Source organism: Martinezella sp. CNPSo 3964 (assembly GCF_057784375.1).
In genome coordinates, this window is record NZ_JBXSOW010000004.1 from 440,609 (window position 1) to 462,500 (window position 21,892).

Annotated in this window: 20 protein-coding genes and 3 pseudogenes; 16 read left to right on the plus strand and 7 right to left on the minus strand. The window is 58.9% G+C overall.

Annotated features, from left to right (window positions below):
- Positions 1-482: 482 nt before the first annotated feature.
- From AC13Q5_RS15980 to AC13Q5_RS15990, 3 genes are all read left to right on the plus strand, one after another.
- Positions 483-1,412, plus strand: a complete 930-nt coding sequence (locus AC13Q5_RS15980) for an NAD(P)-dependent oxidoreductase (RefSeq protein ID WP_488502344.1) — start codon at positions 483-485, stop codon at positions 1,410-1,412.
- Positions 1,413-1,549: 137 nt separating this feature from the next.
- Positions 1,550-2,551 (plus strand): glycine betaine ABC transporter substrate-binding protein, encoded by a 1,002-nt coding sequence (locus AC13Q5_RS15985; protein WP_488502345.1) that lies wholly within the window; start codon positions 1,550-1,552, stop codon positions 2,549-2,551.
- A 483-nt stretch (positions 2,552-3,034) separates the two neighbouring features.
- Positions 3,035-4,090: a Fic family protein gene (locus AC13Q5_RS15990; RefSeq protein ID WP_488502346.1), complete on the plus strand. Its 1,056-nt coding sequence runs from the start codon at positions 3,035-3,037 to the stop codon at positions 4,088-4,090.
- A gap of 292 nt (positions 4,091-4,382) precedes the next feature.
- Here the strand turns inward: AC13Q5_RS15990 and AC13Q5_RS15995 are convergent, their stop codons facing one another.
- The 3 genes from AC13Q5_RS15995 to AC13Q5_RS16005 all read right to left on the minus strand — a co-directional run bounded on the left by AC13Q5_RS15995 (position 4,383) and on the right by AC13Q5_RS16005 (position 7,116).
- Positions 4,383-4,880 carry a GNAT family N-acetyltransferase gene (locus tag AC13Q5_RS15995; protein ID WP_488502347.1) on the minus strand — a complete coding sequence of 166 codons (498 nt, stop codon included), beginning with the start codon at positions 4,878-4,880 and terminating at the stop codon, positions 4,383-4,385.
- Positions 4,881-5,030: 150 nt separating this feature from the next.
- Complete coding sequence (locus AC13Q5_RS16000; protein WP_488502348.1) at positions 5,031-6,107, minus strand: alpha/beta hydrolase; 1,077 nt, start codon at positions 6,105-6,107, stop codon at positions 5,031-5,033.
- 115 nt (positions 6,108-6,222) lie between these two features.
- Positions 6,223-7,116 carry a LysR family transcriptional regulator gene (locus AC13Q5_RS16005; protein WP_488502349.1) on the minus strand — a complete coding sequence of 298 codons (894 nt, stop codon included), beginning with the start codon at positions 7,114-7,116 and terminating at the stop codon, positions 6,223-6,225.
- 131 nt (positions 7,117-7,247) lie between these two features.
- Between AC13Q5_RS16005 and AC13Q5_RS16010 the strand changes: the two genes are divergently transcribed.
- The 3 genes from AC13Q5_RS16010 to AC13Q5_RS16020 are packed head-to-tail and all read left to right on the plus strand — an operon-like array spanning position 7,248 to position 10,584.
- Entirely contained in the window at positions 7,248-8,687 is a 1,440-nt protein-coding gene (locus AC13Q5_RS16010) for an MFS transporter (RefSeq protein ID WP_488502350.1), read from the plus strand.
- A gap of 15 nt (positions 8,688-8,702) precedes the next feature.
- On the plus strand, positions 8,703-9,686 hold the full coding sequence (locus AC13Q5_RS16015) for an aldo/keto reductase (RefSeq protein ID WP_488502351.1): 984 nt from the start codon (positions 8,703-8,705) through the stop codon (positions 9,684-9,686).
- 40 nt (positions 9,687-9,726) lie between these two features.
- The gene (locus AC13Q5_RS16020; protein ID WP_488502352.1) at positions 9,727-10,584 is read left to right on the plus strand and encodes an aldo/keto reductase; all 858 of its coding nucleotides are present in this window, start codon (positions 9,727-9,729) and stop codon (positions 10,582-10,584) included.
- 221 nt (positions 10,585-10,805) lie between these two features.
- On the opposite strand, the gene scpB is transcribed toward AC13Q5_RS16020, so the two are convergent.
- Complete coding sequence (scpB, locus tag AC13Q5_RS16025) at positions 10,806-11,495, minus strand: SMC-Scp complex subunit ScpB (protein ID WP_488502353.1); 690 nt, start codon at positions 11,493-11,495, stop codon at positions 10,806-10,808.
- A 2-nt stretch (positions 11,496-11,497) separates the two neighbouring features.
- Positions 11,498-12,451, minus strand: coding sequence for a DUF1403 family protein (locus AC13Q5_RS16030; RefSeq protein WP_488502354.1), 954 nt, complete (start codon positions 12,449-12,451; stop codon positions 11,498-11,500).
- 124 nt (positions 12,452-12,575) lie between these two features.
- Between AC13Q5_RS16030 and AC13Q5_RS16035 the strand changes: the two genes are divergently transcribed.
- From AC13Q5_RS16035 to AC13Q5_RS16070, 8 genes and pseudogenes are all read left to right on the plus strand, one after another.
- Positions 12,576-13,730 carry a site-specific integrase gene (locus AC13Q5_RS16035; protein ID WP_488502355.1) on the plus strand — a complete coding sequence of 385 codons (1,155 nt, stop codon included), beginning with the start codon at positions 12,576-12,578 and terminating at the stop codon, positions 13,728-13,730.
- Between the two features lie 240 nt (positions 13,731-13,970).
- Positions 13,971-14,255: a type II toxin-antitoxin system Phd/YefM family antitoxin gene (locus AC13Q5_RS16040; RefSeq protein ID WP_488502356.1), complete on the plus strand. Its 285-nt coding sequence runs from the start codon at positions 13,971-13,973 to the stop codon at positions 14,253-14,255.
- A complete protein-coding gene (locus AC13Q5_RS16045) occupies positions 14,252-14,629 on the plus strand; it encodes a type II toxin-antitoxin system VapC family toxin (RefSeq protein ID WP_488502357.1) in 378 nt (125 codons plus the stop codon). Before AC13Q5_RS16040 ends, AC13Q5_RS16045 begins: the two co-directional genes overlap by 4 nt.
- 6 nt (positions 14,630-14,635) lie before the next feature.
- Positions 14,636-14,890, plus strand: a complete 255-nt coding sequence (locus tag AC13Q5_RS16050; RefSeq protein ID WP_488502447.1) for a type II toxin-antitoxin system Phd/YefM family antitoxin — start codon at positions 14,636-14,638, stop codon at positions 14,888-14,890.
- Positions 14,887-16,044, plus strand: coding sequence for a site-specific integrase (locus AC13Q5_RS16055; RefSeq protein WP_488502358.1), 1,158 nt, complete (start codon positions 14,887-14,889; stop codon positions 16,042-16,044). Before AC13Q5_RS16050 ends, AC13Q5_RS16055 begins: the two co-directional genes overlap by 4 nt.
- A 146-nt stretch (positions 16,045-16,190) precedes the next feature.
- Positions 16,191-16,462: pseudogene (locus AC13Q5_RS16060) on the plus strand (type II toxin-antitoxin system Phd/YefM family antitoxin).
- Positions 16,459-16,880, plus strand: a pseudogene (locus tag AC13Q5_RS16065) (PIN domain-containing protein). The pseudogenes AC13Q5_RS16060 and AC13Q5_RS16065 overlap by 4 nt, the downstream one beginning before the upstream one ends.
- A 178-nt stretch (positions 16,881-17,058) precedes the next feature.
- On the plus strand, positions 17,059-17,472 hold the full coding sequence (locus AC13Q5_RS16070) for a hypothetical protein (protein WP_488502359.1): 414 nt from the start codon (positions 17,059-17,061) through the stop codon (positions 17,470-17,472).
- Between the two features lie 1,104 nt (positions 17,473-18,576).
- On the opposite strand, the gene AC13Q5_RS16075 is transcribed toward AC13Q5_RS16070, so the two are convergent.
- Positions 18,577-19,005: a hypothetical protein gene (locus AC13Q5_RS16075; protein WP_488502360.1), complete on the minus strand. Its 429-nt coding sequence runs from the start codon at positions 19,003-19,005 to the stop codon at positions 18,577-18,579.
- Between the two features lie 534 nt (positions 19,006-19,539).
- Between AC13Q5_RS16075 and AC13Q5_RS16080 the strand changes: the two are divergent.
- A pseudogene (locus tag AC13Q5_RS16080) lies at positions 19,540-20,505 on the plus strand (3'-5' exonuclease).
- Positions 20,506-20,725: 220 nt separating this feature from the next.
- Here the strand turns inward: AC13Q5_RS16080 and AC13Q5_RS16085 are convergent.
- Positions 20,726-21,037 carry a hypothetical protein gene (locus tag AC13Q5_RS16085; RefSeq protein ID WP_488502361.1) on the minus strand — a complete coding sequence of 104 codons (312 nt, stop codon included), beginning with the start codon at positions 21,035-21,037 and terminating at the stop codon, positions 20,726-20,728.
- A 272-nt stretch (positions 21,038-21,309) separates the two neighbouring features.
- On the opposite strand from AC13Q5_RS16085, the gene AC13Q5_RS16090 reads away from it, so the two are divergent.
- Positions 21,310-21,579, plus strand: coding sequence for a hypothetical protein (locus tag AC13Q5_RS16090; RefSeq protein ID WP_488502362.1), 270 nt, complete (start codon positions 21,310-21,312; stop codon positions 21,577-21,579).
- Positions 21,580-21,892 lie beyond the last annotated feature (313 nt).

A 21,892-nucleotide genomic window follows, 5' to 3' on the forward strand; every position in this document is an offset into this window, starting at 1 on the left:
GATCGACGACGTCCCAAGGTCGTCGAAGAGGCCGTTCCATCCATGACTCCCGGTCTTCAAATGGAACGGCCTCGCAATCTTTCGCATCCGCACCGGATCTTCCTCCTGGCCCGCTACGATGAGCTCACACGATGTCGGCATCAAAAGACCCGCTTCTCCAGCCGTTCAAAGCACCTCGCCCTGAAAAACCGGATCATGTCGACATCGCATGAGCCCGCCTATTCGGAGGATGGAATGCCGAAGGAGCGTTACCGCCTCTACCATCTGGAAAAGGCGAATGGTGGAATTGCTCTGACGATCGCAAGCGATTGCCTGCGCTTTCGTTTGAACAATGTGCGACCGACGTTCCTCACTCATTTCACGTCGCACGCATTGTGCTACCCTATTAAGAAAACCAATTCTTGTTATAGACTCTTCTCATTTTACTAATAGGGAAGCGTGGCCCTACACTCCCGGCATCCAATGGTTCCGGGGAGGCATTAATGAGGGTCGGTTTTATTGGGCTCGGCATGATGGGCGGCAATGCCGCCAAGAACGTGATCCGCGCCGGCTTCGAAACATATGTATTCGATCTGCGGCGGGAGGCGGCCGCCGAACACGTCACGATGGGTGCAACATGGGTGGACAGTCCCCGCGATATGATCAATCAAGTCAATTGTGTCGTGTCGATGGTCTTTGGACCTCCACATCTGGACGCGGTCTTGAACGGACCTGACGGTCTGATCCGAGGCGACTGTCGCGGCAAGCTTTGGATCGACCTCACAACGTCTTCGCCACGCTTTATGCGCGAACTGATCCAGCCGTTCGTGGCAGCAGGCGGCAGGCCGGTCGATGCCCCCGTCACCGGCTCTGTCGATGCCGCGATCCGCGGCGATATGCCGATGTTTGTCGGTGGAAGTGATGAGGATGTAGAGGCTGCTCGTCCTGTGATCGAGGCGATGGGCGAATTGCGCAAGGTCGGATGCTACGGGAACGGCTACGTCGCGAAGCTCGTGAACAATCAGCTTTGGAAGGTCCACGCGGCCGCCATCGGCGAGGCCATGGTGTGCGCCAAGAAAGCAGGACTAGAACCAGACGTTTGGTGGCAGGTGATGAAGGGTGGCGCAGCCGACAGCTTTGTCATGCAGCACGACGTCCCATCGATCTTTGCGGGACACTACGACCCCTCTTTCCCATTGAAGCTCTGCCTGAAAGACCTTTCGCTCATCAAGGAGCTGATGGACGAGACCGGCACGCGTTCGGACATGACCGACGCCTGCTACGCGCGCTTCCGGGAGGCAAGCAAGAGGTATGGCGATGACGCTGGCGAAATGACCGTTTGCAAAATCGTCGAGGACGACGCGCGCATCGAGCTGCGAGTGAGCGGCGACTGGATTGCGCCCTGGCTCGTCACCCACGAGGCGGCGGAATAGTTCACATCAAAAATACCTTCGGGGCCGGCAATTGACGGCTGTCGCCCCTTAGGACGTTTGCATTTCCCGTCGAGGCAAAAATCCTGACGGCCGTCACCAGAAGAAAACGAAAACAAACAACCAACGGAGTAAGGAACATGAAGAAGACTATTTATGGGGCCATGCTTGCATTGTCGATGTCGTTCGTTTCGCACGCTGCCCTCGCGGCGAGCTGCGGGGAGGTCACGATCGCAAGCATGAACTGGCAGAGTGCCGAGGTGCTCTCCAATCTCGACAAAATCATCCTTAACGCAGGATTCGGATGCAGCGCCGAGATTGTCGTCGTCGACGCGGCCTCGGGGATCACCTCCCAATCCGAAAAAGGAAAACCTGACGTCATCCCTGAAGCATGGGTCGATCTCTTTCCAGAAATCATAAAGCCACCGCTCGCCGACGGCCGGATCGTGGAGCTGTCTGCCTCATTATCGGACGGCGGTCAGTCGGGCTGGTTCATTCCGCGCTACATGCTGGAGAAGGATCCTAACATCAATAAGATTAGTGAGATTCTGGCTCATCCCGAAGCATTCCCGTCCAAGGAAGACCCGTCGAAAGGTGCGATCATAAACGGTCCGACTGGCTGGGGCGGCACGATTGCCACGAAGCAGTTGGCAAAGGCATTCAAAGCCGAGGATAAGGGGTTCACCCTTGTCGACACCGGATCGGCCGCGGCGCTTGATAGTTCGATGGCCAAGGCCTATGAGCATAAGGAACCCTGGCTCGGATTTTATTGGGAACCTACCTCGCTTCTCGGCATGTATGACATGGTCAGGGTCGACTTCGGTGTCGATCATGACGCAGCAGAGTGGAAGCGTTGCATCTCTGTTGAAAGCTGCCCGGATCCTAAACCCAACACTTTCCCGAAGGATCATGTCTACACGACCGCTTCCAAGGCGTTCATTGAACGCACGGACCCGGAGATAATCGACTATTTCAAGGCTCGTAGCTGGGACAACAAGGCGGTCAACGCCCTCATGGCCTGGATGACCCAAAACCAAGCAACTGGAGAAGAAGGCGCCAAGCACTTCCTGAAGGAACACCCAGAAATCTGGGGGAAGTGGGTGTCCCCGGAAATTGCGGCGAAGATTAAAGCTTCGATCTGATGCATGTTTGCGATCGCACTATCCAACAGGCTTCGTGCGATCGCGACTTGTCTGCTTCCCGGCTTCCGCGAACATGTCTTTCGCTGATGATCAAAAGGAAATTTCACACCGAGGAACCGTTCGACCACTGCCCTTCATACCTTCGCCTTGAGCGGGGTCGAACCTGCGACCCCGCTGTTATTTCGCGTATATCTCATCCGGGCTCCTAGAGACGTCAGAGGCTTGGGAATCCCAGTACTCGTTTTCGGCCGCGAGTGCCTTGCCAATGACATATGAGGACCGGCTCGCATTTTTGATAGCTGTCGTCCTCGTACATCTTCTCTTCTCGCTGCAAAGTCTGAATCCGCTTGTGTGATACTGGCCAGTCATCTAGCTCGCGATCAACTAACAGATCTGACAAACTCCCCCGTGGAAATTGGATGGAAATGGATGGATAAATAGTGCATGAAGCGTCTCAGGAATTGGATGGGAATGGATGGGTAAATGGAAATTCTAAATACGGCGACCGTCCGGATCACGCCCGAAATCCTGTCGCTGATCGCTGAAATCGACGAATTCAAAGGTGCTTGGCGCGCGATCGGCCGGATCGCACCTGAGCGGCTGTCCAGCCTCCGGCGTGTCGCCACGATCGAAAGCGTCGGTTCCTCCACACGTATCGAAGGCGCACGCCTCACCGACCGAGAGGTCGAAAAGCTGCTGGCAAACATCCGCCTGGGATCGTTTACGACACGCGACGAGCAAGAGGTTGCCGGCTATGCGGAGGTGATGGAGACCATCTTCGGTGCTTACGAGGCTATTTCTTTCACCGAGAACCATATCCGTCAGCTCCACCGCGACCTTCTTGCGCATTCGACAAAGGATGAGCGGCATCGAGGAGCATACAAAACCGTCCCCAACAATGTCGAAGCGTTTAACGAACACGGCGAGAGCCTCGGCATCGTTTTCGAAACGGCATCGCCGTTCGATACGCCGCGTCGAATGGAAGAACTGATCGTCTGGCTGGATGAGCAAGGGCGAGAAAAGCGGCTCCATCCCCTTTTAGTCGTCGCGATCTTTGTCGTCGTTTTCCTCGAAATCCATCCTTTCCAGGATGGTAATGGCCGCCTATCGCGTATTCTGACCACCCTGTTGCTCCTGCGGGCTGGCTACGCTTACGTCCCCTACAGCTCGCTCGAAAGCATCATCGAGCAAAGCAAGGAGAGCTATTACATCTCGCTTCGGCGCACGCAGGGAACGATCCGCAGCGCGGAGCCCGACTGGAATCCCTGGATCGAGTTCTTTTTGAGAGCCCTGCATCGGCAGAAGACCCGGCTTGAGAAGAAAATGGAGCGCGAGCGTATTATCCTCGCCGACATGCCGGAATTATCCGTCACATTGCTCGAGTTGGCGCGCGAGCACGGGCGCATTACGGTCGCGGAGGCTGCCCGGATCACCGATGCAAGCCGTCACACCATCAAGGACCATCTCAAGGCACTTGTGGATCAAGGACACCTCATCCTGCACGGTGCCGGCCGCGGCGCCTGGTACGGTCTTTCCTGATGAATCGGATGTCGGTCCGCCTATAGGCGGTTTTGCTCTTGAACCAAGATGAACACGCGACCTGCAAGTCGTCAGCCGTGATTCAATGAAAATTCCTGCGCTTCACCTTCAGCGTGTCGATATGAAGATCAGGCACGAACATATCCCGTGGCTGAACGACGGGCTTCGGCGTGGATTAAGAAGGACGGCCTGCGGTATGCTCTGCCGGTCGCGGGAATAGCCGTAGAAAGGCTTCGGGTGGTTGGCTAGAAAGAGGCCATTCTTGAACGGACGCCGATGGCGGAATGTCCGTTCACTCGACGTCCCTCGTCATTTCGACCATTGTCGCTCGGAAACCCATCCGGTCGAACAAAGCTTGAGCGCCCTTGTTCTTGTAGGCGGTTGAAAGGACGATCCGCGGAGCGCCTTTTCCTGCAAGCATCGTGATGGCCTGTTCGAGCAAGCGTCTGCCGACACCTTCCCTGCGTCTCTGCGGATCAACGAAAATGTCGTGAAGAACTCCCGCAGGACCTCGGAGAGCCATGTAGTCGGCGCCCTCCAGCGCACCGTAGACATAACCGATGATAGAATTCCGATCCTCCGCTACGAGGACGACGACATCCTCGCGGACAATCTGGCTCGCGAGCCACGAAGCGTATTTGTCTGGGGTGGTTGGCCCGGCGGGAATAAAGCGAGCTGGATCCCACGTGTTGTGAAGCGACATCAGCGCGGCGCCATAGAATCCGAGGACTGTGGCATCGGCTCGTACTGCGGGTCTTATGGTGATCGATTCGAGGTGCTGACCGGACATGTTGATACCGCGAGATAGGCACCGGAGGCCCGGCGATGGTCTTCGAGCCCTCATAACGTATTCGCCGGGGGATCGTTCGAAATCTTGTGCGCCTGCAAGTGTGATGCGACAAGCGTCTTTCGTCGCGACAACCACGGGGGTCTCAATCGATCAGTCCAGCTTCTTTTCCGCCAGGAACTTGGAGATCTGGTCGGCGATCTCGACATTGTTAAGGTCCGACATCAGGAAGTGCGTGCCGCCTTTAATGCCAATGTCAGGCAAGTGAATGAGCGTGGCGTCGCCGCCGTGCCTGTTGACCGCATCGACCCAAAGCTTCGCCATCGCGAGCCGCACACGCCAGTTGTCCTGGCCGCGTTCGGCCGTCGGCTTGCTCGGGAAATTGTCACCGTAGTAGATGACGATCGGCAGCTTGGTCAGCTTCTCGAAATCGGTAACAGGCACCGCTTCGCCCTTGAGTGTTCCAGCGGCGCTCGGCATGTCGGCCGGAACCTCGCCCTCCGGAAAGATGAAGCCGCTTCCCGGCTCAAGCGCGACGATAGCCTTGACGTTCGGATTCTTGATCGCCGTCAACCAGCCGGGGCCGCCCGCCTGTGAATGAGTGAACAGGATGGCCGGGCCTGTCTTCTCTAAGAGCGCGGCCATGGCATCGGAGATCACGTTTGCGTCGAACGGTCCGGTGTTGGGCGTGACGGAGCGGAAGAACTGGTCGAGCGCCACGGGGTCGCGGGAGAACTGGACGTTCGGGAAATACTCCGGCCATTTGCCGATACGGAACTGGTCGAAGAAAAGCTGGTCGTAGGGTGTCGGCTCGATCGTCGTTGCGACGGTGCTGTTGCCTGCGCGTCCGCGGCGCGGCTGGTCGACGAGATAGACCGGGTAACCGCGGCGAAGAAAGATGTTCTGGAAACCTTCGCGCCCGTCGGGCGTCGTCTCCCAGCTCCGGGCGGACTGGAAGGCTCCGTGGAGCATCACGATCGGCAGGGGCTTGGGGTTCGGCGGGATCTGATAGAACACATAGGCGTGGTCGCCATGCAGGCTTTGCCCTGCTGCCGTGGGAGCGTTGTTGTCGAACGTTCCCGGCGTGCTCGACACGGTGCCGCCGACGGCGAAACTTCCTTGCTCCTGAATTGTCAGCGGCTCCTGCTTCGAAGCGACCTGGGCGCCGGCCGCGCCCGATGAGAATAGCAGCACGGAAAGCGAGACGGCGGATAGTGTTCTGGCAAACATGTTCGGTACCTGCCTTGAAACGTTGAAACTGGCAGGAGATTACCGGACCAGCATTCAGATAATTAGGGAGGCATTTCCGATTGGGGGTATTAGCCCTCCTTATCAATTCATTTTATCAACGTCTGTACCGGAGCGCGTCGACGACGAGCTGGAACGCAGGGGAAGCGTGGCGACGGTTCGGATAGTAGAGGTGATATCCGGGAAACGGCGCGCACCAATCTTCGAGAACCCGGATCAAGCTACCCCTGGCGAGATCCTCGGCCACCAGATCGTCTGGCATGTAGGCAAGGCCGAGACCGCGCCGAACAGCGTCGAGACGCATCGCGATGTTGTTGAACACCATCTGCCCATCGACCCGGACGTTCAGTTCATGGCCGTCCTTTTCGAACTCCCACTGCAGAATGTTCCCATGTGTCGGCATGCGCATCTGGATGCAGTTGTGGGCGGTGAGATCCTGTGGGACTTCCGGCCACGGGTGCTGGCGGAAGTAGGAGGGCGCGCCGACAACGGCCATGCGCATCTCTGGTCCGATCTTGATCGCGATCATATCCTTGGCAACTTGCTCGCCGAGCCGGACGCCCGCATCGTAGCGCTCCGCAACGATATCGGTCAGGCCGTAGTCGACGGTGATCTCGACATTGACATCGGGATTGTCAGGCAGGAACTTGTCGAGCGAGGGCGCGAGGACTGAGATCGCGGCGTGCTCTCCAGCCGTGATCCTGACCGTCCCCGCTGGCTTGTCACGCATCTCGGTGAGGGCCGCAAGCTCCGCCTGTATTTCCTCGAAGCGCGGCCCGGCCGTCTGGAGAAGACGTTCGCCCGCCGCCGTCGGTGACACGCGGCGGGTCGTCCGCGTCAGCAAGCGGAGGCCCAACCGCTCTTCAAGTCCTCGGACGGTCTGGCTAAGCGCCGACTGCGACACTCCGAGCTTCACCGCTGCCCGCGTGAAACTCTCCTCGCGCGCGACGGTTACGAAGGCAACCAGATCGTTGAAGTTTTCCTGCGGCATTCATTAGGCTTCCTTATAGCTTCATCCCGATTACTGCCCCTAATCGATATGGTGAGCAAGAGCTATCTTCCCGTCATCGTAACGCAGCTTGCCGCGGAGGACGGTCAAGCAAGCAAGTCAATGGGACTGCAATGTCTGACGCAAACACAGCTACCTCGCCATCGAACAAGACCGCGATCCTTGCGATCATCCTCATCAGCTACGTGATGATCGTGCTCGACATCTCGGTGGTCCTCACGGGCCTGCCGAAGATCCACAACGAACTCGGCTTCACGGACGCCGGGCTTGCCTGGGTGCAGAGCGCCTATACGCTGACCTTCGGTGGCTTCCTCCTCCTCGGCGCACGTGCCGGGGACATACTCGGCCGCCGTCGGATGTTTGTAGTTGGCATGACGATATTCACCGTCGCGTCCGTTGCCATCGCAGCCTCGCAGTCGGCAGCGTGGATGCTGTCATGGCGTGCGATTCAGGGACTGGGATCCGCGATCCTCGCGCCAACGACGCTTGCTCTCCTGCAGACCACGTTCGACGAAGGCGACGAACGCGTGCGGGCCGTCTCGCTCTATAGCGCCGCCGCCGGCGTATCCGCGACAGTCGGTCTCGTCGTTGGCGGATTGCTTGCCGACTGGCTCTCCTGGCGCGTCGGGTTCCTTATCAATCTGCCGATCGGCATCGCCACGGTTACCGCGGCCCGCATTTACATCCACGAGACAAACAAGCGTCCGGGAGCGTTCGATCTGCCCGGTGCAGTGACTTCGACGCTGGGCATGGCCGCTTTCGTCTACGGATTCATCCGTTCCGCACAGGCTGGATGGGACGTCGTAACTCTCGCAACGCTGGTCGCCGCCTTCATCATGCTCGGAGCATTCGTGTTGATCGAGCGCGGTGCGAAGCAGCCGATCCTTCCACTTCGCCTGTTCGCTGACATCGAGCGCTCAGGCGCCTATGGTGCCCGTGTCCTCTACATCAGCGCCATGGTCGGCTTTTTCTTCTTCAGCACGCTGTATCTGCAGCAGGTCGCGGGTCTGCGCCCAGCCCTGGCGGGTCTTGCCTTCGTCCCCGCCACGATACTGCATGTTCCCGTCGCGGTGGTCGTGCCCCGCCTCGTCAGACGCTTCGGCCGGAATGCCGTTCTTGTCGTGGGGATGCTGATCGGCATCGTTGCCATGGCCTGGCTAAGCAGAGCGGGAGTAGGTTCCAACTACTGGACGGCGGTGGCGCTGCCGATGGTTTTGATCGGGATCAGCCAAGGCCTGACACTGAGTCCACTGACATCGTCCGGCGTCGCACGGGTTGATCATGCGGACGCGGGAGCAGCGTCCGGCGCGGTGAACGTTGCCCACCAGATCGGCAGCTCGGTTGGCCTCGGCGTTCTCATAGCCATTGCCGCCATCGGATCGAATGGTCTCAATGGAGCCGACCTGACAGCGTATCGAGTTTCCCATGCGTTCGACGCAGGCACCGTCATGCTGATCGCGACGCTGGTGATCTCGCTTCTGACCATCGTTCCCGCCGCACGACGGCAGTCTCAGTCGCAGGAAGACGTCACGCCGACCGAATGCGCGGCCTGATCAAGGAGAATGACCATGAAGAAACGAACTATCGGAACGCTCGAGGTATCGACGCTCGGCCTCGGATGCATGGGCCTCAGCCACGGCTACGGAGCGGCGACCGACACGAAGGATGCCGTTGCGCTCATTCGGGCGGCACATGACCGCGGCGTGACCTTCTTCGACACCGCACAGGTCTACGGCCCGTTCACCAACGAGGACGTCGTCGGGAAAGCTCTCCAGCCGATCCGGGACAAGGTCGTGATCGCCACCAAGTTCGGCTTTGAGCTTCCGAGCCCGGATGGCGGCCAGCACATGAACAGCCAGCCCGCCTACATCCGTCAGTCCGTCGAGGGATCTTTGAAGCGGCTGCGAACAGATATGATCGATCTTCTCTACCAGCACCGCGTCGATCCGAACGTGCCGATCGAGGACGTCGCCGGAACGGTCAAGGATCTCATTGCCGAGGGCAAGGTCCGGCACTTCGGCTTATCTGAAGCTGGTGCGCAGACCATCCGCAAGGCCCATGCTGTCCAGTCGGTGACCGCCCTCCAGAGCGAGTACTCGCTGTTCTGGCGCGAGCCCGAGAAGGAGATCATCCCGACGCTCGAGGAACTCGGTATCGGGTTCGTGCCGTTCAGCCCGCTCGGCAAGGGGTTCCTCACAGGCAAGATCGACGAGACGGCGACCTTCGGCCCCGGCGACTTCCGCAGTGTGGTTCCGCGCTTCCAGGCGGAGAACCTCAAGGCGAACAAGGCGCTTGTGGCAGCGCTGACGCAGATCGCCGAAGCCAAAGGCGTCACGCCCGCCCAGATCGCGCTTGCATGGCTGCTGGCACAGAGGGATTGGATCGTGCCGATCCCTGGCACCACCAAGCTGCATCGCCTGGAGGAAAACCTCGGCGCCGCCTCGGTCGAGCTCACCGCCACCGACGCTTCCGACATCGCCGACGCCCTCGCGAAGATCGACATCGTCGGAGACAGATACCCCGCGCACCTTCAGGCACGCGTTGGAAAATAATGCCAGAGCACAAGCTCTCATCCAAACAAAGGATATAAAGATGACTACCACTGTACCTACTGTCACCCTGAACAACGGGGTTCAGATGCCGATCCTAGGATTCGGCGTGTTCCAGGTGCCCGATCCCGCCGAATGCGAGCGCAGCGTCCGCGACGCGATCGACGTCGGTTACCGGCTGCTCGATACCGCGACCTCCTACGGCAACGAAGAAGCGGTCGGCACCGCGATCCGCAACCACGGCATCGATCGAAAGGAACTGTTCGTCACAACCAAGCTCTGGATCGAGGACGCGACGTACGAGGGAGCCAAGGCCGCTTTCGAGCGTTCGTTGAACAAGCTGCAGCTCGACTATCTCGACCTCTGGCTCATCCACCAGCCCTACGGCGACGTCTACGGCGCCTGGCGCGCGATGGAGGAGCTATACGAGGCGGGCCGCATCCGCGCGATCGGCGTCAGCAACTTCTATCCCGACCGCCTGGTGGACTTCGTGCTCCACAACAAGGTCGTCCCCGCGGTCAACCAGATCGAGATCCACCCATTTCATCACCAGGACGAAGCACAGCAAATTCTACAAGAATACGGCGTGCAGCCTGAAGCCTGGGGTCCATTCGCGGAAGGGAAGAACGGGCTGTTCACGAACGAGCTTCTGCAGTCGATCGGCGAGAAGCACGGCAAGAGCGTCGCGCAGGTCGTGCTTCGGTGGCTGATCCAGCGCAATATCGTCGCGATCCCGAAGTCCGTGCGGAAAGACCGCATGGCCGAAAACTTCTCGGTCTTCGACTTCGAACTCGACCGGGACGATGTCGCCTCGATTAGCGCGCTTGACCAGAAGACCAGCAGTTTCTTCGATCATCGCGATCCGGAAAAAGTGAAGTGGCTCGGCACGCGCAAGCTCTGATCAAGAGACCCGAATGCTGCTCGCGCGATGTTTTCTCGACCAACGCAGCTCCGGAGGCGACGAGCAGTCGCCTCTCATCCTCTGGCAGCCAGACTCAGAGCTCGTTTCGCTCGGCGATTTAGCTGACATGATTATCCCCGAGGCTCTGTGACGCCGTAGAGCGAATGATATCGGGGTATTCTCAATGGCGAGGGCATCAAATGCAGGCAAAATAGGCTGCCTTACTCCTCATCGTCTTCCGGTTCGGCCGCCAACAATTCTGCGAGAACCGCGTGACGATCGAGCAGACTCGCATCCTCCAGCGCTTCGATGTTGGGAAGATCCCCCAGTGTCTGCATGCCGAAGGAGGAGAGGAAATACTTGGTCGTCACATAGGTGTAGGGCGCCCCTGGCGTCGGGCTGCGCGGGCCGGAGCCAATGAAGCCGGCATCGCGCAGGCTGGCGATGGTGTCGCGGCTCACTTCCTTGCCGAAAATCTTGCTGAGGTCACCCCGCGTGATCGGCTGGAAATAGCCGACCGCTATCAGCACCATCGCCTCGAACTCCGACAACATCGTTGCCGCGCCGCGCGTCGGCGCCTGCGACGCCCGGATCGCGTCCGCGTAAGCCGGACGGCTTCGGTGCTGCCAGCCGCCGGCAACCGACACCAGTTCATAGGGCCGGGAACTGAGTTCCTCCCGCAAATCATCGATGAGTAGCTCGACGCTGCAGTCTTTTCCCACCACCCGCGCCAGCGTCTCGCGGGTGACCGGCTCGGCCGAGGCAAAAATCACCGCCTCGACCCTGAGCATCCATTCCCGCCAGCGTAATTCCGCCGGCAGCTCCTCCAGCTCCCGATCAAAGGACACATCGTGTCCCGACGTTTCGCCTGGTTTGCGTCGTCTGGCTTTTGTTGCGTTCGCCCCCGCCATCGTCACAGCCCATAAATCCGGAAGGACGACCGGCCGGATAGCTCGCGTACGGCCCCGAGCGCCTCCAGTCGTTCGAACAGCCTGGCACTCGCCCAGCGCGACAGGTTGGCACCGCGCGCGGACGCCGACAGCGCATCCTCGTCCAGCAGTTTTTGAATGACGGTCGCGCCGCCCTTGGTCCGGACCTTTGCGGCGACGGCAAGGAGGCTTTCCGCTCGTCGGCTGATCTCGCCAGCCGAGCGCAGTGCAGCGTCGGCGCCGCCGGCCAACGCCAGGCAGACGGCGCGTGGAAAACCGGGTTCCGCCGGCCGCACCCGCCCTCGCCCACCAATCGTCTTGAAGGCCGGGCCATAGCGCTCCGCCATCAATATCGGCACGGGGCGCTCCCATTGCAGCATCGCGGCGATCAGCAGATCGGCGAGCGCCCAGGCGAGCGGCTCGACATCTGAACGTGTCGCACAAATCGCCGTCACCAGCGCCGCTGCGGCGAACGGCGCCGGCCGGCCGGACTGCGACGCCGCATCGGCAAAATCGACGGCGCCCGCCAAACCGTCGTCCCAGGCGAGCCCGAGCAGGTCGGCCAGTTCAGCCACGATTTTCGTCGAAACGTTGGGTTTTCGGCTGCACAGTCTTTTGTAGGCCAAAAACACGCGTCCGGCCGGGCCGGGATCGTCACCCGGCGCGGTTAGCAAAACCGCATCACGAAGCGCCCGTTCGTCCTCGTTTCGCCCCATCAATCGCACCGCCTCCACCGCGCATGTCAAGGCCTGGCGGGATCGCCAGCAGCCGGCCCAGGCCGAATCGGTGCGGAGGAGATCGTCCAATGATTTCAGCGCGGTGCCGGCGGCAAAGGCGGCATCCGTTTCGCTGGGATCGCCGCCGCGCGGCAAGGCCCAGTCCGGCACGCGGGAGGACCAGGAGGTGATTTGCGAGGGAACGGTCACGGGCGAATCCATGGCGCCGAGGCTACACGATGCGTGCAGTTTATGCCAGAAATATCGCCACAAACCGCACGCCCCGTCGACAACTAAATACGTCCGATAATCTTGCATTATCGGGCGTTTTTGTCATTATAGGGAAATGCGCCAAATCATCGAGCAAAACAGCAAAAATCACCTCGAGGAGAGTTCTGCGCCGTCAGAGAGCGCGGCCGCCGGCGACGACGATTCCGCGCCGCAGCCGTCGGCCGAGCAATTAGCCGGCTGCGCCGGACTCCCCTCCCCTGTTCCGCAAGCAACGGTAAGACTACCAGCCCACCTGGAACGGCTGGCGGACCGGGCGCGCGGCTATGTCGAGGCGGCGAGTTCCACCAACACCCGCAAGGCCTATGCCTCGGACTGGAAACATTTCAGCGGCTGGTGCCGGCGCCAGGGCCTGGCACACCTGCCGCCCGCCCCACACACCGTCGGCCTCTATATCACGGCGTTGGCCTCCGGCACTGCCACGGCCGATCGCAAGCCGAATTCGGTGACAACGATCGAGCGTCGCCTTTCCGCCCTCACCTGGAACTATGCCCAGCGCGGCACGCCGCTCGATCGCAAGGACCGCCATATCGCCACAGTGCTCGCCGGCATTCGCAACACCCATGCCGCCCCGCCCCGGCAGAAGGAAGCCGTGCTGCCAGAACATCTGATCGCCATGTTGGAAACACTCGACAGGGGAAGCTTGCGCGGCTTGCGCGATCGGGCGATGCTGCTCATCGGGTTTGCCGGCGGCCTACGGCGCTCGGAAATTGTCGGCCTGGATGTCGCGCGCGACCAGACCGAGGATTCGTCGGGCTGGATCGAGATCATGGACAAGGGCTTGCTGCTGACGTTGCGCGGAAAAACCGGCTGGCGCGAAGTGGAGATCGGCCGGGGATCCTCGGACGCCACCTGCCCTGTCATCGCGCTACAGACCTGGCTGAAGCTGGCGAAGATCGCCCACGGTCCCCTCTTCCGCCGCGTAACGGGCGAAGGCAAGAACGTTGGCCCCGATCGCCTGACGGATAAGCAGGTGGCCCGCCTCGTCAAGACGGCAGCACTCGCCGCCGGCGTCAGAGGCGATCTCAGCGAGGCCGAACGCGCCGAAAAATTCTCGGGGCACTCGCTGCGCGCCGGCCTTGCCTCCTCGGCCGAGGTCGACGAGCGCTACGTTCAAAAGCAGCTCGGGCATGCCAGCGCGGAAATGACCCGCAAGTACCAGCGCCGGCGCGATCGCTTCCGCGTCAATCTGACCAAAGCGTCAGGCCTTTGAGCGGCCCCTCCCCTGCCCGGTGTGAAGTGGTTAGATGAAATTTGAGCGCTGGATTTTTAGCTTAGCGCTTCAATTGAAATCGGTAAGTAAAATCCACATTACTTCTGTTGCTCGGACGGTGATTTTCTGCAGCGTTAATTATCGATAGGTATCAAGTATCGATAGTGATCAGTACAAACGCCTTGTACGCGAGCGTTCACGCTGCTACAGTAACGTCAAAAGCCACTATCGGAGCGCACAATGCCCCAGACCAGCTACAAGATCAGCGAAGCGCGCAAGAATTTCGCCAGGGTGCTCGAACGAGCCAACCAGGGTGAAGAAATTGTTATCATGCGCGGCAATGAAGTCTACGCCCGCATCGGCCCGGCCGACGGTGGCAAACGACCGTTCGGCCTGCTGCGCCAGCGCGGCCTGCCCGACAACCTGTTCGACGATGTCGACACTGAGCAGGCGGCGATCGACGCAGGCGACTTCAACGACGATGTCGGTATCTGGCAGGGCCGACCAGCCGAGCGCGAGCCATGAAGGTGCTGCTCGACAGCCACGCCGTCTACTGGTGGACGACCGGCAGCAACCGGCTGTCCGACACGGCCCGAGGCCTGATCGAGGACAAGGCCAACACCGTTCTGGTCAGCGCCGTCTCCTTCTACGAGCTCGACAACAAGATGCGGCTGAAGAAGCTCGACCTGAAGCCGCAGGAATTGCGCGCCGCCATCACCGCCAGCGGCCTACAGACGCTCGCCATCAGCGATCTGCATGCCGAGCTGGCGGCAAGCTTCGACTGGGATCACCGCGATCCCTGGGATCGCATTCTCGCCGCCCAAACGCGGCTGGAACATTGCGCTTTCGTATCGCTGGACGTGGCTTTCGACACGGTGCTGCACGAACGGGTCTGGTGAGGGGCAATAGCGATGAAGATTTTTACGGATATTCACGAAGCAGCCGAACGATTCGAAGAGCTGGTGGATCTCGCCCGGCGCAACGATGAGATCGTCATCTGCCGTGCCGGGCAGCCTATCGCTATTCTCACAGCGATCCCGAAGCTCAGCCAAAGCACGATGGATGATTTCCTGGCGCTGGCAGCCGAGGGTCGCCCGGCGAATGGTGATCAGACGTCAAACCACGACGATCTCTATGACGAGAACGGACTGCCGAAATGAGCGGCGCGTCATCAATTTTGGTTGAAAGGCGCGCCGAGGAGCTCGATGCGCTTGGCGCCATCCTGCCATTCGCCCGCCGCGACCAACTGGCGACGCTGCTGACGGACGAGGACGTCGCCACCCTCAAACATCTGGCCAAGGAGGGCATGGGCGAAAACACGCTGCGCGCGCTCGCCTCCGATCTCGGCTACCTCGAAGCCTGGTGCGCGCTTTCGATCGGTACACCCCTCCCCTGGCCGGCGCCGGAAAGTCTGTTGCTAAAATTCATCGCCCATCATCTCTGGGATCCGGTCAAACGAGCCGACAATCCCGACCACGGCATGCCGGCCGAGGTCGAGACGGGATTGCGAGTCCAAGGGGTGCTACGCGCCGACGGTCCGCATGCGCCGGACACTGTACGCCGGCGGTTGACATCCTGGTCAATCCTCACCCGTTGGCGTGGCCTGACCGGGTCTTTTGCCGCTCCCTCTCTGAAATCTGCTCTCAAGCTGGCGGTCCGGGCCACGCCGCGGCGGCGCCGCCGCAAGAGCAGACGAGCCGTCACCGGTGATGTGCTGGAAAAGCTTCTTACCACCTGTGCCGGAGAACGCCTAGTCGATCTTCGCGATCGTGCCTTGTTGCTAACCGCCTTTGCCTCCGGCGGCCGCCGGCGCTCCGAAGTTGCTGATCTGCGCATCGAGGATCTGGTCGACGAGGAACCGGTGCGGGCCGATCCGAACAATCCCGCCTCCCCTCTCTTGCCCTGCCTCACCATTCATCTCGGCCGCACGAAGACAACAACGGCGGAAAATCGAGTCCACGTCGTTTTGATCGGGCGGCCGGTCGTCTCCCTGAAGCAATGGCTTGCGGAGGCCAAGATCGACGCGGGATCCGTGTTCCGGCGTATCGATCAATGGGGCAACATCGACCGGCGGGCACTGACGCCGCAATCGGTCAATCTGGTCCTCAAGAGTCGTTGCAAGCAAGCTGGACTGGATCCGAAAGCATTCTCGGCGCATGGGCTGCGATCTGGCTATCTGACCGAGGCGGCGCGCCGCGGCGTTTCCTTGCAGGAGGCCATGCAACAGTCGTTGCATAAGTCGGTGGCCCAGGCCGCAAGCTACTATAACAACGCCGAACGGAAGAATGGTCGAGCCGCTCGTCTGGTAATTTAGGCCTTGGCAAAAGGAATGCTCAGGCTGCCGTATCTTGAGCCCGAGGGAGACGTCCCTGCTGGGACGCCCATCCCACAAGCGGCTTGTGGCCTTTGCTGGGCTGGCCCATATAGTCGTTATTGGCCAATATAGTTAAGAGAACTCCAATGCAGCCATCACCACACGACGATGAAACTTGGACCGTCGCCAATGCAAAGGCCAAACTTTCCGAAGTCATCGAGCGGGCTCAATCCGTACCTCAGACGATTACACGAAATGGAAAGCCAAGCGTCGTTGTCGTCTCTGCCGAAGAGTGGCAGAAGAAGACGTCACGCAAAGGCTCGCTCGCACAGTTTTTGATGGAATCGCCACTGCGCGATGCCGACCCGACCTCGATGTTGAGCGTCAACGCGACGAACCGCGTGACCTGCCGCTGTGAGACTCCTGCTTGACACCAACGTTCTGTCAGAAGTGACAAGGCCTGTCCCGGAAGCCCGTGTTCTTGAATGGCTGGATCGGCTCGATGAAGATCGTGCGTTCATCAGCGTCATATCGATCGCAGAGATTCGCCGGGGCGTCGCCTTGATGGACGTCGGGCGAAAGCGCGATGCATTGACTGAATGACTAGCGACAGACCTTCCGGGACGCTTCGAAAATCGGGTGATCAAAGTGAATTAACCGATCGCGCTGGCGTGGGGCGATCTTATGGGCCTTGCAAAGCGCAGTGGCCGGGGCTTTTCGTCTATGACGGTTTGATTGTCGCCACCGCGATTGTCCATGACCTTACAATCGCGACCCGCAATACCAAGGATTTTGAGGGATTTGGAATCGAAACCGTCGATCCATGGATCGCGTGACGCGTATTTCTCCGACAAACACTTTGCCCGCAATGGCCAAAAATAAGGTCCACGCGTGCTATGACTATTTTTGGTTCACTGGATAGTAATGCCCAAAATGTCCTTTGCGGCTGATTACTCCTAATTTTGGATTCATGGAGTCAGCCTAAGAAGATCCCGCTAATCGGGAGAATTCAAAATGCAGAATATCAGGAATATCTTACGGGCGGTTGTTTTTACGGCAGCTATTACCTCGACTTCGGCGGCTTGGGCCTCAGGCTTCGAGAACATCATCATCTCGAACAGCAAGGACGCCGATGAGACACAGACGACGCTTCCGGCGAATAGTGCCGCTATTTATCTGTCCGCAGACGTTGCGGATGACATCGACTCAGGTTCAAAAATCACCGTTTCGTGGATCGCTGTTGATACGAACGGCGTGGCACCAGCAAACCATAAGATAGACGAAGCCAGCTTTGATATCGGCTCGCTGGAAAACCACGTCAACGCGTCACTTGGAAAACCAAATGCGGGCTTCCCCGTTGGCAAATATAAAGCTGTTCTGGCCGTCGACGGCAAGGTGTTGGAGACTGTCGACTTCTCCCTGAAGTAGCTTCAATTGGGCTGATAAGCGCGATCTAAGACGACTATTGTTGAGGGCTCAGCAAGTGAGCCCTTCATTCATCAGGCTTCAAAGATGATGGCAGCGGACACTGAATAGCGTGATTAGAAGGATCGAAAAGCCTGGTGTTCGATCCTCTTCAACGGTCAAGCAAAAGCCGCTCGAGTTTGCCATTGGGGCTCCCGAATAACAAATCCTTGAACAAGGCAGAGACGATCCGCGGCCGCACACCTGCCCTCTCATCGATCATCACCACCACCGAGAGCTCTTTTATCTCAATGGTAATTGCGCGCGCGTCGTCACTGCGACGATGACCTGCTTCAAAATGAACACCTTTTGTGCGTCCGAAAACTACGATGCCTTCATCGTCTTCCGTTCCTTTCCCAGCCAGGAAAGTGCACCGGAAAACTCTAACCAAAACTGGTCCAGTTTGAAGGGTTCAGATCAGCCTCGGCTGACGGTCTCGCGAATGCCACAGCAATGGCGGTTATCAAACGTCTTCTGCTGCCATTGATTGCGACTGACTAGCTTACATCTAGAGCTCGACGATCTATTGCTCTTGATGAGGTTCGAACCATTGCGACAGAAAAATCCGCTTGCTTTTCAATGCCATCGATTCTGTGAAACTGACAGCAGGTGGTTTTTCCGCAAACACCCAATCATTGTCTAATTGCAGTGTTCAAGTGTCGATCGAAAGCCTATGAGCCCACGCCTACAGGGCTACAATCTTGGCAATTAAACGGGAGAGGCTTCAATCAGTCGTTCGAACATTCGCCCTGTCACTGGAGGTTAGTCCGATGACAGGGCAGACCGCCGACGGGTGGCGGTAGTGTTGGCGACCGGGGGCCAGCATCCACTATCCGAATAGACTTGCGTTGAACACGGACCTTAGTCTGATGCGAGTGATTTCCTTAATACGTCCGCCTTGGCACGGCTGCCCCCATCGACAGATTGCCCACTGAGCCTCTGCCGCCTCGATTGCTGCACGCCTTATCAATAGGATGATAGCTTGCTTGATTAGTCCAAAACATCGGAACGACAAAGCCCGCGTGAAGCAGGCTAAGATTGAGTTTGGCGATGTTTTCAGCGCCTGGCTTATTCGTCCGCTTTGGCCTTGCCTGTTCTCGGGCCAGGCTTTGCCCGCGGCGCCTTGGCTGCATTCAACACCGCCGCACGACGGGCGCGGTTTTCCTCGAGCGTTTTCTGGAAACCGAGATCCCCTTCGGCATGCCGGGCGAGATCATCGAGAAACTCGGCGACTTGCCCTACAGTCTCGACGACGACGTAGCTCAGCCCTGCGCCTGCACTTACCGCATCGCGGCCGATGCTCACACCAAAGCCGCCCGGAACAGGCTGGAACCAGGTTGAGCGCCATTTATTGAAGCCCGCAGGATCGCGCTCATATGTTTCCAGATAGTTCTTCTGTTCTGCGACCCGTAAGCGAAAAGTTTCAACGACGTTCCGCGCGCCAGCTTTGGGCTTATCCGCCTTCTTGGCAGACCATTTCTCAATAAAATTCGTCACAAAGATATGCTCCATAGCTTTGAGATGCGTGGTCGAAAGGCCCCACACTTCCCGATGGGCACGCCCTAGTCCATCATATATGGCAATGACAGTTCAATGATTTGCGACCGCATCGTTGATTTTTGCAGGTTGACTCATATTGGCCGAATGATCGTGCGGCGCGCTTCTCGAAAAATTATTCTGCGCCAGTTGTTCGTGTGGGCCTCCGCCATATGTATTCAACGATAGTCGACGTCATGAGGGAGGAGCTGCAGTGTCGTGAGCAGCTCCGGCAAGATATCGCCACGGCGGTGGATGTGCTTCTCGACGACGGATGGGAGCCCGAGTGCATAGCAGAAGCCCTACTTGAACTCGCAGATGATTATATGGACACCGTGATCGGTGACATCGCAATCCACGAGCCATCGCGGCGAACCCACTGACGGCCGTCATGACCTCGAATAGTGGTGGGTATGGCCTCACCGGCAACGCCACACGCTTCTCATGCGGCAACGAACGCTTTAGATTTGGGCGATCGTTTTCGACGCATGAGCCATGACGTCTCAACTGGACATGTTTTCGCAGAATGCGCAGCCCGTTCGCAGAGCGTCGCCAACCCCGCGCATTCGGCAGGCCGGATCAGCGCCCGGCGAGGCCGAGATGGTACGGATTCTGGAAGCAACGGGGCGCTACCAGATCCTGAGAAAACTCGAACAGCGCAGGATCCCCCCGGCTGCAAGAGGTGGCTATCCTCTCCGCGGTGTCATCCTCGACACCGAAACGACCGGTCTCGATGCAAAAAAGGACGAAATTATCGAAATCGGGCTGATCGGCTTTGCCTTCAATGAAGAGGGCGAGATCGGTGATGTCACGGGTGTCTGTGGCGGGCTGCAGCAACCGAGCATTCCGATACCGGCTGAGGTCACACGCCTGACCGGCGTCACCGACGCTATGGTCCTCGACCAGATGATTGACATGCCGGCAGTGGGTGCGCTCATCGAGCCCGTTGATCTCATCATTGCCCACAATGCCCGTTTCGATCGGCCCTTCTGCGAAGCCTTCTCCTCGATCTTTGCCCGCAAGGCCTGGGCTTGCGCCAATTCCGAGATCGATTGGAGCGCCAGGGGATATGAAGGCACCAAGCTTGGCTACCTCGTCAACCAGAGCGGTTATTTTCATGTCGGTCACCGCGCCGTCGATGATTGTTTCGCTCTGCTGGAGGTATTGGCGCTCTCTCAGCCCGACATCGCATAGCCCCCCTTGCCGAGCTTTATCGGGCAAGCCAGCGCTCACGCGTGCGTATCTTCGCAGAAAACTCACCTTTCGACCTGAAGGACCGGCTGAAAGAGCGAGGCTATCGCTGGTCTGATGGCAGCGACGGTCGGCCGAAATCATGGTGGGTCGAGGTCACCGAAGAGGCCATGGAAGAAGAGCTCCGGTTCCTGCGGACCGAGATCTACCGCTGGAACGATGCCGATCCAGCGTCTGACGGCATTCGACCGGTTCAAGGGGCGGAGATAGCTTCAGCCGCGGGACCATAAACGGCACTCCTGCTTGCTACAGCGGCTTCTGTCGCAGCAATCCCAGCGGTTACCGCCGATTGTCATGCGTAGCTTTCATGCTCATTCCAGGAACGCCGCCTAGACGGTGACCGTGCGAACGGATCTGCCCTCAACCGGATGTTCGCATTCGAGGTTAATTGCTTAGCCTCACAGCCCTGCCTCAGACCCCCGAGGCAGGGCTATTTGCCGATAAGCACAGCCCATTCGCCTGAGCACGTCGGCTGTCTCTCAGACAAGGCGCTATCGCCTTGAGAGTCTTGGCCAAGCGCCAATTCGATTTCATTGAACACGTTCCGCCGCAATAGCATGAAAATTGCTTCGTTTATGTCGCGTCCGTCGAGGAGGCTTGGATTGTCGCACAACGCATCAATCGTCCGCTGAGCCACACGTTTTGCGGCCGCCTCGGATCCGACAAACTCGCGAGCCCAAAGCAATAACGCTTCGCGGAAATCGGGATCATCTGGATTTGGTGCACATTTTCGAAACGGCATAACAGCGCTCCCTCGATCTTGCAGGCGGGAGCAGGTATGAACCCTCAGTCGCCACCGCCTACTTATTCGGTTGGCGGTGATATCTCACGCGTTGGAAGCGAAGAGTCGACCATTTCTATGTGCGCCAGCAGACAGAGCTTTCGCGAGACGTCGGGCCTAAGTCCGTACTTGGTCGGGACTTTGGTCCGTGTTCACGAGCAACACTAATGGCATACTACATCTAAGGCGCGGATCAATGCCTCGCAACTGTATGTAAATCGGAATGGAAAGACATGAAAAGAATCGTAATCGCAGCGCTGGCGCTCGCAACGACCTTAGCCGCGTCGCCGGCATTCTCCCAAGTCTACTTTGAATACGGCGTTGGGCCTCGCTACGACTATGATGCGCCACCGCCACGCTATTATCGCGATCGGCCGGACTACGCATATGATGGATACTACGACGGCCCGCGCTATAGGTATCATCGTCGGTGCTGGACAGAGAGGCGCTACGGCTACCGCCATCATCATCGGATCGTAGTGCGCGAAACCGTCTGCGAGTAGTGGGGGCAAAAGCACGCAGTTCTTAGTTCGCCCATGCCCGTGGCCAGCAGAGACCGGTAGCATTCGCAAAGCCTTCACACAATGATAGATTGAAGCTGCGCAAGTTACTGAACTCCAGTTAACTCCGACTCGCGCATTCAACAGAGGTCTGTTGCTGCCCTGCTTGGCCCACCCGGCAGGGCAATTTTTTGAAGCAATCGGAACCTTAATTGGGCGAAACATTGTGGAGAGTGGGTGATTTTTACTGAAATCACCATGCCTGCGACATACTTCAACGATTAACCGGGCTAAACCCAAGTCGGATACCATTCCC